The sequence below is a fragment of the Phenylobacterium sp. 58.2.17 genome, from assembly GCF_026411515.1.
Taxonomy (GTDB): domain Bacteria; phylum Pseudomonadota; class Alphaproteobacteria; order Caulobacterales; family Caulobacteraceae; genus Phenylobacterium.
Genome location: NZ_JAPMTQ010000028.1, coordinates 42,776 through 52,636, shown reverse-complemented (window position 1 = coordinate 52,636; position 9,861 = coordinate 42,776). Strand labels below are relative to the sequence as shown.

Genomic DNA, 9,861 nt, shown 5'->3' with positions numbered 1-9,861 from the left:
GGGGGGGGGGGGGGGGGGGGGGGGGTGGGGGGGGGGGGGGGGGGGGGGGGGGGGGTGGGGGGGGGGGGGGGGGCCCCCGCCCCCCCCCACCACGATCATCTCGATGACCAGCACGCCGGCGACCAGGCCGCCCAGCGGCAGGTAGCGGGCGAAGCCCTGGCGGAGCGCGGCGAAGTCGACGTCCAGCATCATGACGACGAAGAGGAACAGCACCGCCACCGCGCCGACGTAGACGACGACGAGCAGCATCGCGAGGAACTCCGCGCCCATGGTCACGAAGAGGCCCGCGGCCGAGAAGAAGCTGAGGATCAGGAACAGCACCGAGTGCACGGGATTGCGGGAGGAAACCACCCCGAACCCTGCGCCTACGGTCACCGCCGCCAGCAGGTAGAATGCGATCGCCAAGGCCATGACGGCTTTTCTCAGCCCCTTAGTTTACTTGGTCCGCCCCGCCGAGGATCCGGCGCGGGCGAAGGTGGTCGTCTCACGGATGCGCCGGCGCTTACCGGTAGGGCGCGTCCAGTTCCAGGTTCTTCGCGATCTGCCGTTCCCAACGGTCGCCGTTCGAGAGCAGGCGCTCCTTGTCGTAGTAGAGCTCCTCGCGGGTCTCGACGGCGAACTCGATGTTCGGGCCCTCGACGATGGCGTCCACCGGGCAGGCCTCCTGGCACAGGCCGCAGTAGATGCACTTGACCATGTCGATGTCGTACCGGGTCGTGCGGCGGCTGCCGTCGTCACGCGGTTCGGCTTCGATGGTGATGGCCTGAGCCGGGCAGATCGCCTCGCAGAGCTTGCAGGCGATGCAGCGCTCCTCCCCGTTGGGATAGCGGCGCAGCGCGTGCTCGCCGCGGAAGCGCGGCGACTGCGGGCCACGCTCGTGCGGGTACTGCACGGTGGCCTTCGGCTTGATCATGTACTTCATCGCCAGGCCGAACGCCCCGACGAAGTCCATCAGGGCCGCGCCCCTGACTGCCTGTGAAATTCGCTGCATCATTTCGCGGTTACTTTCTCTTGCAGGCGTAGTCGGTCATGCGCTTGCCCGAGCCCTCGGGGCTGCGGACCAGTTCCCCGCCCTTGGCGGCGCAGGCCGAGCTGGCGGACTTCAGCGCATCGTAGCTGGCCACGCCCCCGGTGACGTCGGGGCCGCCCGCCGAACTGGCGCAGGACGAAAGGGAAATCAGGAAGATGCTAGCCATCACCGTCCTCATGCGCCCCCCGGACCGAAAACGCGCCAGCCGGCGACCAGGACCACGGCGACCAGCGAGGTCGGCAGGAACACCTTCCAGCCCAGGCGCATCAGTTGGTCGTAGCGGTAGCGCGGCACGATCGCCTTCACCATCCCGATCAGGAAGAAGAAGAAGCAGATCTTCATGACGAACCACATCAGGCCGTAGAAGCTCTGTACCGTCGGCGGCCAGCTCGCCACCCACGGCAGATCGATCGGGGCCTGCCAGCCGCCGAAGAACATCACCGAGATCAGGGCGCACATCAGCACGATGTTCACCAGCTCGCCGATCATGAACAGCAGGAACGGGCTGGACGAGTACTCCACCTGGTAGCCGGCCACGAGTTCGGATTCGGCTTCCGGCAGGTCGAACGGCGGGCGGTTGGTCTCGGCCAGGGCCGAGATGAAGAAGATCACCGCCATCGGGATCATGACCAGCGCCAGCGGCAGGTTGTGCAGGCCTTGGCCGCCGAACACGTTCCAGTTCCAGAAGCCGCCGCTCTGCAGCTCGACGATCTTCTGCAGGTTCATCGTTCCGGACAGCAGGATGACGGTGACGATGACGAAGCCGATCGAGACTTCGTACGACACCATCTGCGCCGCCGAACGCAGCGAACCCAGGAACGGGTACTTCGAGTTCGAAGCCCAGCCGCCCATGATGATGCCGTAGACGCCCAGCGAGCTGATCGCGAACAGATACAGCACCCCGACATTGATGTCGGAGACCACCCAGCCCGGCGCGAACGGGATCACCGCCCAGCCGACCATGGCCAGCACGAAGGTCAGCACCGGAGCCAGCAGGAAGACGAACTTGTCGGCCCCGTCGGGGATGACGATTTCCTTCAGCACGAACTTGATCAGGTCGGCGAAGGACTGCAGCAGGCCGAACGGCCCGACGACGTTGGGGCCCTTGCGCATCTGCACGCCGGCCCAGATCTTCCGGTCGGCGAGCATGAAGAAGGCCAGCGCGACCAGCAGCGGCAGCACGACCGCCAGGATCTGCGCGACCGTGATCAGGGTCCAGCCGCCCGGCGTAGCCCAGAAGTTGTTGGCGACAGCGTCCATGCCCCTACTCCGCCGCGATCTTGGCGGCGCCGGAAGCGACGGCGGCGCACTCGGCCATCGTCACGCTGGCGCGCGCGATGGGATTGGTCAGATGGAAGGTCTTCACCGCGCTCTCGAACGGAGCCTCGGAGACCTCTCCCTTGGCGCCCAGCGATCCGAAGTCCAAGGCCGCGCCCGCCGAACCGGGGGCGTAGTCGACCTGGCCGAAGCTCGGATGGTCGGCGAAGAGCTTGGCCCGCAGCTGGGCCAGGGTGTCGTAAGGCAGCGTCACGCCCAGGCGGTCGGAGAGCGCCCGGAACACCGACCAGTCCTCGCGGGCCTCGCCCTTGGGGAACACGGCGCGATAGCCGAACTGCACCCGGCCTTCGGTGTTGACGTAGATGCCGTCCTTCTCGGTGTAGGCCGCGCCCGGCAGGACCACGTCCGCCGAGTGCGCGCCGGCGTCGCCGTGCGTGCCGAGATAGACCTTGAAGGCGTCGCTGCCCTTGGCGTCGATCTCGTCGGCGCCGAGCAGGAACAGCACGTCCAGCGCGCCCGGCTGCACCATGTCCTTGGCGCTCTTGCCGCCCTCGCCCGGCACGAAGCCGAGGTCCAGGCCGCCGACGCGCGAGGCGGCGGTGTGCAGGACGTTCCAGGTCATGCCGAAGCTCTTGGCGACCGCGGCGGCGGCGGCGAGCACCGCCTGGCCGTCGTCGCGCGACAGCGCGCCGGTGCCGACGATGATCGCCGGCCTTTTGGCGTCCTTGAGCGCCTTGACGAAGTCGCTCTTGGCGCGGCTCAGGCCGGACAGGGTCGCAGCGCCAGCGCCGAGATAGTCGTACTTGTAGGTCAGGTCGGCCTGCTCGCCGATCACGCCGACGCGCAGCGCGCCCGCCAGCCAGCGCTTGCGCAGTCGGGCGTTGAACACCGGCGCTTCGACGCGCGGGTTGGTCCCGACCAGCAGGACGACGTCGGCGTCTTCGATGCCGGCGATCGTCGAGTTCATCAGCCAGCTCTCGCGCGGTCCGCCGCCCAGCACCATGCCGTCCTGGCGGCAGTCGATGTTGGCCGAGCCGAGCGCGGTGAACAGGTCCTTGGCGGCCGCCATGGACTCCACGTCCTGGACGTCGCCGGCGATCACGCCGATGCGCTCGCCGCTGGCGGCCTTGACCTTGGCGGTGATCAATTCGAACGCCTGAGCCCAGGTCGCCGGCTGCAGGCGCCCATCCTTACGGACGAACGGCTGGTCCAGACGCTGGCGCGACAGGCCGTCGACCGCGTAGCGCGTCTTGTCGCTGATCCACTCTTCGTTGATCTCTTCGTTCAGGCGCGGCAGCACCCGCAGGACCGCCGGGCCGCGGCTGTCGACGCGGATCGCCGAACCCAACGCGTCCATGACGTCGACGCTCTCGGTCTTCTTCAGCTCCCAGGGCCGCGCGTTGAACGCGTACGGCTTGGAGGTCAGCGCGCCGACCGGGCACAGGTCAATGACGTTTGCCGACAGTTCCGACCCGACCGACTTGTCGAGATAGGTCGTGATTTCAACGTCTTCGCCGCGCGAGATAAGACCGATGTCCGGCACGCCGGCCACTTCAGTGATGAAGCGGACGCAGCGCGTGCACTGAATGCAGCGGGTCATCACCGTCTTGATGAGCGGACCCATGTACTTTTCTTCGACGGCCCGCTTGTTCTCGGCGTAGCGGCTGTCGTCGCGGCCATAGCCCATGGCCTGATCCTGCAGGTCGCACTCGCCGCCCTGGTCGCAGATCGGGCAGTCCAGCGGGTGGTTGATGAGCAGGAACTCCATCACCCCTTCGCGGGCCTTCTTCACCATCGGCGTGTTGGTGAATATCTCCTGGCCTTCGGCGGCCGGCAGCGCGCAGGAAGCCTGCGGCTTCGGCGGGCCGGGCTTCACCTCGACCAGGCACATGCGGCAGTTGCCGGCGATGCTGAGACGCTCGTGGTAGCAGAAGCGCGGGATTTCCTCACCGGCCAGTTCCGCCACCTGCAGAACCGTCATGCCGGGTTCGAACTCGACCTCGGCGCCGTTGACTTTAGCCTTGGGCATTAGGGGTTACTCCGCCGCTTGCAGGGACACGCCCTGCACATGCGGCCTTCCGGCCCGATATTGGGTGATGCGATCTTCCACCTCGTGGCGGAAGTGGCGGAACAGGCCCTGGATCGGCCAGGCCGCCGCATCGCCAAGACCGCAGATCGTGTGACCTTCGACCTGGCTGGCGACGTCCAGCAGCATGTCGATCTCGCGCATCTCGGCTTCGCCGGTGACCATGCGCTCCATGACCCGCCACATCCAGCCGGTGCCCTCGCGGCACGGGGTGCACTGGCCGCAGCTCTCGTGCTTGTAGAAGTACGACAGGCGCGCGATCGCCTTCACGATGTCGGTGGACTGGTCCATCACGATCACCGCCGCGGTGCCCAGGCCCGACTTCAGCGCCGAGAGGCTGTCGAAGTCCATCAGCGCGGTCTCGGCCTCGTGGGCCGGGATCATGCGGACCGACGAACCGCCCGGGATGATCGCCTTGAGGTTGCCCCAACCGCCGCGGATGCCGCCGCAATGGTCTTCCAGCAGCTGCTTCAGCGGGATCGACATCGCCTCTTCGACGACGCACGGCTTGTTCACGTGGCCCGAGATGGCCATCAGCTTGGTGCCGGTGTTGTTCGGACGGCCGAAGCTCGAGAACCACTCGGCGCCGCGGCGCAGGATGGTGCCGACGACCGAGATCGACTCGACATTGTTGATGGTGGTCGGGCAGCCGTAGATGCCGGCGCCGGCCGGAAACGGCGGCTTCAGGCGCGGCTGGCCCTTCTTACCTTCCAGGCTTTCCATCAGCGCGGTTTCGTCGCCGCAGATATAGGCGCCGCCGCCATGGGTGACGTGCAGGTCGAAGTCCCAGCCGTGGACGTTGCCCTTGCCGATCAGCTTGGCCTCGTAGGCTTGCTTGATCGCCGCTTCCAGGCGCTCGCGCTCATGCACGTACTCGCCGCGGATGTAGATGTAGCAGGTGTGCGCGCGGATCGCGTAGCTGGCGATCAGGCAGCCTTCGATCAGCAGGTGCGGATCATTGCGCATGATCTCGCGGTCCTTGCAGGTGCCCGGCTCGGACTCGTCGGCGTTGACCACCAGATAGTGCGGGCGCTCGCTCTCCTGCTTGGGCATGAAGGTCCACTTCAGGCCCGTGGAGAAGCCCGCGCCCCCGCGGCCGCGCAGGCCCGAGGCCTTGATCTGGTCGCAGAGCCATTCCGGCGTCTGCTTCAGCATCTCACGCGTGCCGTTCCAGGCCCCGCGCTTCTTCGCTCCCTCGAGGCCCCAGTCGTGCAGGCCGTAGAGGTTGGTGAAGATGCGGTCCTTGTCTTCGAGAATACCGACCAAGGCCCCTACACTCCTCTGTCCGCGCGCGCCGGGCGCGCGATCGAATTCATTGCGCTCACTGGGCCGGCTCCTTGGCGCCCTTCGACGGCTTGGGCGCGTTGGGAAGCGACTTGATCGGCTTGGCGCGCGTGCCGTCGTACAGCGACGCATCGCTGAGCGTCAGCGGACCGCCCTCCGGCGCCGAACCGCTGCGGCCGATCACCGAGCCCGGGGCGCGCGGCTTGCCGGCGGCGAACTCGTCCAGAACCGCGTCGAGCGTCTCGACCGTCAGGTCTTCGTAGTAATAGTCGTTGATCATCGCCATCGGCGCGTTGGAGCACGCGCCCAGGCACTCGACTTCCTGCCAGTAGAACTTGCCGTCGGCCGACAGGTGATCCTTCGGGCCGAGCCGCTTCTTGCAATGGGCGATCAGCTCGTTGGCGCCGCGCAGGGCGCACGGCGTGGTGCCGCAGACCTGCACCAGCGCATGGGTGCCGACCGGCTCGAGCATGAACATGGTGTAGAAGGTCGCGACCTCCAGCACCCGGATCTGGGCCATGCCCAGCAGCTCGGCGACCAAGCGGATGGCGGGCTCGGAGACCCACCCCTCCTGTTTCTGAACGAGCCACAGAATCGGAATGACCGCCGATTGCTGGCGGCCGGCCGGGAACTTGGAGATCCACCAATCCGCCTGCTTCTTGGTCTCCGCGGAGAACTCGAAGCTGGCGGGCTGGTTCGGAGAGAGGCGGCGAACGCTCAAGCGATCCTCACTTCACGAAGTCGACGCGGGCGATCTTGCCGCCCGCGATGGTGTAGATGGCCGCCACCTGGAAAGGCTGCGCATCGGGACTGCGGAACACGTCCTCGTGGTCGATGACCACTTGGCCAACCTCGATGCGATTGGTCCGGACCGCCTTGTTCTGCGGGAAATCGGCGAAGAGCTTCTCGTGCCGGGCGCGAATGGCGTCCAGGCCCTGGGCCGTGATTGCGCCGTTGAAGTCCGCCAGCACGGCGTCATCGGCGTAAAAACCGCAGAAGGCCTCGATGTTCTGGGCGTTGTACGCGTCGAGCTGACCGGTGACGATCTCGCTGTTCGAAAGGCCGGCTTGATAGATCACCGATCGATCTCCCCGAACACGATGTCCAGAGAGCCAAGGATGGCGGAGACGTCGGCCAGCATGTGACCGCGGTTCAGCCAGTCCATCGCCATCAGGTGCGGGTAGCCCGGCGCGCGGATCTTGCAGCGGTACGGCTTGTTGGTGCCGTCGGAGACGACGAACACGCCGAACTCGCCCTTCGGCGCTTCCACGCAGGCATAGACCTCGCCCGGGGGCGTGCGGAACCCTTCGGTGTAGAGCTTGAAGTGATGGATAAGGGCTTCCATCGACCGCTTCATCTCACCGCGGCGCGGCGGCGCGAACTTGTTGTCTTCCGTCAGCACCGGACCCGGCGTTTTCTTAAGCCGATCAGCGCATTGGATGATGATCTTCGCGCTCTGACGCATCTCTTCCATACGGCAGAGATAGCGGTCGTAGCAGTCGCCATTGACGCCCAGCGGGATGTCGAACTCGAAGTCGTCGTAGCACTCGTAGGGCTGGCTGCGGCGCAGGTCCCAGGCGATGCCCGACCCGCGCACCATGACGCCCGAGAAGCCCCAGTTGATCGCCTCTTCCTTCGACACCACGCCGATATCGACGTTGCGCTGCTTGAAGATGCGGTTGCCGGTGATCAGCTTGTCGATGTCGCTGATCGGGCGCTCGAAGGCGACCGCCCAGTCACGGATGTCGTCGACCAGCGCTTCCGGCAGGTCCTGGTGGACGCCGCCCGGACGGAAGTAGTTGGCGTGCAGGCGAGCGCCGCAGGCGCGCTCGTAGAACACCATCAGCTTCTCGCGCTCTTCGAAGCCCCACAGCGGCGGGGTCAGGGCGCCGACGTCCATCGCCTGGGTGGTGACGTTGAGCAGGTGATTCAGGATCCGGCCGATTTCTGAGAACATCACCCGGATGATCGATCCGCGGATCGGGACTTCCAGGTCCAGCAGCTTCTCGATGGCCAGGCAGAACGCATGTTCCTGATTCATCGGCGCCACGTAGTCGAGGCGGTCGAAGTACGGGATGTTCTGGAGGTAGGTCCGGTACTCCATCAGCTTTTCGGTGCCGCGATGCAGCAGGCCGACGTGCGGGTCGACCCGCTCGACGACTTCACCGTCCAGCTCGAGCACCAGGCGCAGCACGCCGTGCGCCGCCGGGTGCTGCGGGCCGAAGTTGATGTTGAACTTGCGGACCGGGGTTTCCGGGATCGCGACCGGGTTCGAAGCGTCGTCGGCCATTATTTCGCCTCCGCCTTTTCATCGCCCGGCAGCACGTACTCGGCGCCTTCCCAGGGCGAGAGGAAGTCCCAGTTGCGGAATTCGACCGATTTCACCGGCTCGTAGACCACCCGCTTCAGCTCGTCGTCGTAGCGCAGCTCGACATAGCCGGTCATCGGGAAGTCCTTCCGCAGCGGATGGCCGTGGAAGCCGTAGTCGGTGAGGATCCGGCGCAGGTCCGGGTGCCCTTCGAAGAACACGCCGTACATGTCGAAGGCCTCGCGCTCGAACCAGTCGGCGCACGGATAGACGCCGGTCACGGTCGGAACCGGGGTGTCTTCGTCCGTCTGCACCTTGATCCGGATGCGGCGGTTCTTGGTCAGCGACAGCAGGTGGTAGACCACGTCGAAGCGCTGGGCGCGCTCCGGGTAGTCGACGCCGCAGAGGTCGATCAGCTGCTCGAAGCCGAACTGGTCGCGCAGTTGGGTCAGCGCCTCGACGATCCGGCTGGCGGGGCCCGTGAGGGTCAGCTCGCCATAGGCCACCTCGAAGCCGGCGACGGCGCCGGCCCCGGCGGTGACAATCTCATCGCCCAGCGACTGCAGAGCGCCTTCGGTCAGGGGCCAGCTCATCGCTCGATCGTCCCCGTCCGGCGGATCTTCTTCTGCAGCTGCAGCACGCCGTAAACCAGCGCCTCGGCCGTCGGCGGGCAACCCGGGACATAGATGTCGACCGGAACGATGCGGTCGCAGCCGCGCACCACCGAGTAGGAGAAATAATAGTAGCCGCCGCCGTTGGCGCACGAGCCCATCGAGATGACGTACCGCGGCTCCGGCATCTGGTCGTAGACCTTGCGCAGAGCGGGAGCCATCTTGTTGCAGAGCGTGCCGGCGACGATCATCACGTCCGACTGGCGCGGGCTGGCCCGCGGGGCGAAGCCGTAGCGCTCCAGGTCATAGCGCGGCATCGAGGCCTGCATCATCTCGACCGCGCAGCAGGCCAGGCCGAACGTCATCCACATCAGCGAGCCGGTGCGCGCCCAGGTGATCAGGTCGTCGGCGGCCGCCGTAATAAAGCCCTTGTCGGCCAGTTCATTCGACACGCCGTCGAAGAACGGGTCGTGAAGCTTGGGGTCGTAGCCCTCGACCGTCGAACGGCCGGCCGAACCCGCGGGAACGATCACTCCCATTCCAGGGCGCCTTTCTTCCATTCGTAGATGAAGCCGACGGTCAGCACGCCGAGGAAGGTCATCATCGACCAGAAGGCGAACTGTCCGAGCTCCTGCGGCAGCTTCATGAGCGACACCGCCCACGGGAACAGGAACGCCACTTCAAGGTCGAAGATGATGAAGAGGATCGACACCAGATAGAACCGGACGTCGAACTTCATTCGCGCATCGTCGAAGGCGTTGAAGCCGCACTCGTAGGTGGACAGCTTCTCAGGATCCGGCGCCTGCGGAGACAGCGTGGCCGAAGCCACGATGAATGCGAGGCCCAGGGCGGTCGCGATCCCAAGGAAGATCACGATGGGCAGATACTGCAAAAGAAAGGCGTTCATGGAATCCTCGAAGGAGTCGCGCGCCCTTCTAGACCAGCATCGCTCAGGGTTCAAACGGCGTGGTGCGACCGGTGGTATCGCAAATGCGCGCAACCTGCATCGTCTGTTAATTCCGCGCCCCGCGCCCGTGATCCAAGCTCACATGTCTTCGATGGCGGCTCTTCGATGGCGGCGACATTACGACTGATAATCACTCGCAATATTTGACCACCCTCCCGGCCCTTTCGCAGAAAAGAGGAGGCCGCGCCGGTTTGTCCACAACTGCGCGAGATTGGCCGTTGACACGATTCAGGCAGGGTCATATCAGACGCCCCTCGCGGCGACGTCGCCGTCACGCGGATGTAGCTCAGTTGGTTA

The 9,861-nt window shown here is 66.0% G+C and carries 12 protein-coding genes and 1 tRNA gene (1 of these 13 running past the window's edge); 1 reads left to right on the top strand and 12 read right to left on the bottom strand.

The annotated features are described in order from the left end of the window. The 12 genes from OUA97_RS16120 to OUA97_RS16065 all read right to left on the bottom strand — a co-directional run. A partial coding sequence (locus OUA97_RS16120; RefSeq protein ID WP_267233048.1) for an NADH-quinone oxidoreductase subunit J occupies nt 1-411 on the bottom strand: 411 nt, incomplete at its 3' end. 91 nt (nt 412-502) lie between these two features. After that, complete coding sequence (gene nuoI, locus OUA97_RS16115) at nt 503-994, bottom strand: NADH-quinone oxidoreductase subunit NuoI (RefSeq protein ID WP_183770120.1); 492 nt, start codon at nt 992-994, stop codon at nt 503-505. Nucleotides 995-1,001: 7 nt separating this feature from the next. After that, nucleotides 1,002-1,196 (bottom strand): hypothetical protein, encoded by a 195-nt coding sequence (locus OUA97_RS16110; RefSeq protein ID WP_267233047.1) that lies wholly within the window; start codon nt 1,194-1,196, stop codon nt 1,002-1,004. A gap of 8 nt (nt 1,197-1,204) precedes the next feature. Next, on the bottom strand, nt 1,205-2,290 hold the full coding sequence (gene nuoH, locus OUA97_RS16105) for an NADH-quinone oxidoreductase subunit NuoH (protein ID WP_267233046.1): 1,086 nt from the start codon (nt 2,288-2,290) through the stop codon (nt 1,205-1,207). 4 nt (nt 2,291-2,294) lie between these two features. After that, nucleotides 2,295-4,337, bottom strand: coding sequence for an NADH-quinone oxidoreductase subunit NuoG (gene nuoG, locus OUA97_RS16100; RefSeq protein ID WP_267233045.1), 2,043 nt, complete (start codon nt 4,335-4,337; stop codon nt 2,295-2,297). A gap of 6 nt (nt 4,338-4,343) precedes the next feature. Next, complete coding sequence (nuoF, locus tag OUA97_RS16095) at nt 4,344-5,660, bottom strand: NADH-quinone oxidoreductase subunit NuoF (RefSeq protein ID WP_267233044.1); 1,317 nt, start codon at nt 5,658-5,660, stop codon at nt 4,344-4,346. A gap of 55 nt (nt 5,661-5,715) precedes the next feature. Next, complete coding sequence (gene nuoE, locus OUA97_RS16090) at nt 5,716-6,399, bottom strand: NADH-quinone oxidoreductase subunit NuoE (RefSeq protein WP_267233043.1); 684 nt, start codon at nt 6,397-6,399, stop codon at nt 5,716-5,718. 7 nt (nt 6,400-6,406) lie between these two features. Then, complete coding sequence (locus OUA97_RS16085; protein ID WP_267233042.1) at nt 6,407-6,757, bottom strand: nuclear transport factor 2 family protein; 351 nt, start codon at nt 6,755-6,757, stop codon at nt 6,407-6,409. Next, complete coding sequence (locus OUA97_RS16080) at nt 6,754-7,968, bottom strand: NADH-quinone oxidoreductase subunit D (protein ID WP_267233041.1); 1,215 nt, start codon at nt 7,966-7,968, stop codon at nt 6,754-6,756. Before OUA97_RS16080 ends, OUA97_RS16085 begins: the two co-directional genes overlap by 4 nt. Next, on the bottom strand, nt 7,968-8,579 hold the full coding sequence (locus OUA97_RS16075; protein WP_267233040.1) for an NADH-quinone oxidoreductase subunit C: 612 nt from the start codon (nt 8,577-8,579) through the stop codon (nt 7,968-7,970). The genes OUA97_RS16080 and OUA97_RS16075 overlap by 1 nt, the downstream gene beginning before the upstream one ends. Further along, entirely contained in the window at nt 8,576-9,157 is a 582-nt protein-coding gene (locus OUA97_RS16070) for a NuoB/complex I 20 kDa subunit family protein (protein ID WP_267233039.1), read from the bottom strand. The genes OUA97_RS16075 and OUA97_RS16070 overlap by 4 nt, the downstream gene beginning before the upstream one ends. Further along, nucleotides 9,127-9,504, bottom strand: coding sequence for an NADH-quinone oxidoreductase subunit A (locus OUA97_RS16065; protein WP_056018620.1), 378 nt, complete (start codon nt 9,502-9,504; stop codon nt 9,127-9,129). Before OUA97_RS16065 ends, OUA97_RS16070 begins: the two co-directional genes overlap by 31 nt. Nucleotides 9,505-9,839: 335 nt before the next feature. Here OUA97_RS16065 and OUA97_RS16060 point away from each other — a divergent pair. Beyond that, a tRNA-Asp gene (locus OUA97_RS16060) sits at nt 9,840-9,861 on the top strand (it continues 150 nt past the right edge of the window).

Excerpts from the sequence above, each read along its gene's own strand:
- nuoI (WP_183770120.1), bottom strand. The coding sequence starts at position 994 with ATGATGCAGCGAATTTCACAGGCAGTCAGGGGCGCGGCCCTGATGGAC.
- OUA97_RS16110 (WP_267233047.1), bottom strand. The coding sequence starts at position 1,196 with ATGGCTAGCATCTTCCTGATTTCCCTTTCGTCCTGCGCCAGTTCGGCG.
- nuoH (WP_267233046.1), bottom strand. The coding sequence starts at position 2,290 with ATGGACGCTGTCGCCAACAACTTCTGGGCTACGCCGGGCGGCTGGACC.
- nuoG (WP_267233045.1), bottom strand. The coding sequence starts at position 4,337 with ATGCCCAAGGCTAAAGTCAACGGCGCCGAGGTCGAGTTCGAACCCGGC.
- OUA97_RS16080 (WP_267233041.1), bottom strand. The coding sequence starts at position 7,968 with ATGGCCGACGACGCTTCGAACCCGGTCGCGATCCCGGAAACCCCGGTC.
- OUA97_RS16075 (WP_267233040.1), bottom strand. The coding sequence starts at position 8,579 with ATGAGCTGGCCCCTGACCGAAGGCGCTCTGCAGTCGCTGGGCGATGAG.
- OUA97_RS16070 (WP_267233039.1), bottom strand. The coding sequence starts at position 9,157 with ATGGAAGAAAGGCGCCCTGGAATGGGAGTGATCGTTCCCGCGGGTTCG.
- OUA97_RS16065 (WP_056018620.1), bottom strand. The coding sequence starts at position 9,504 with ATGAACGCCTTTCTTTTGCAGTATCTGCCCATCGTGATCTTCCTTGGG.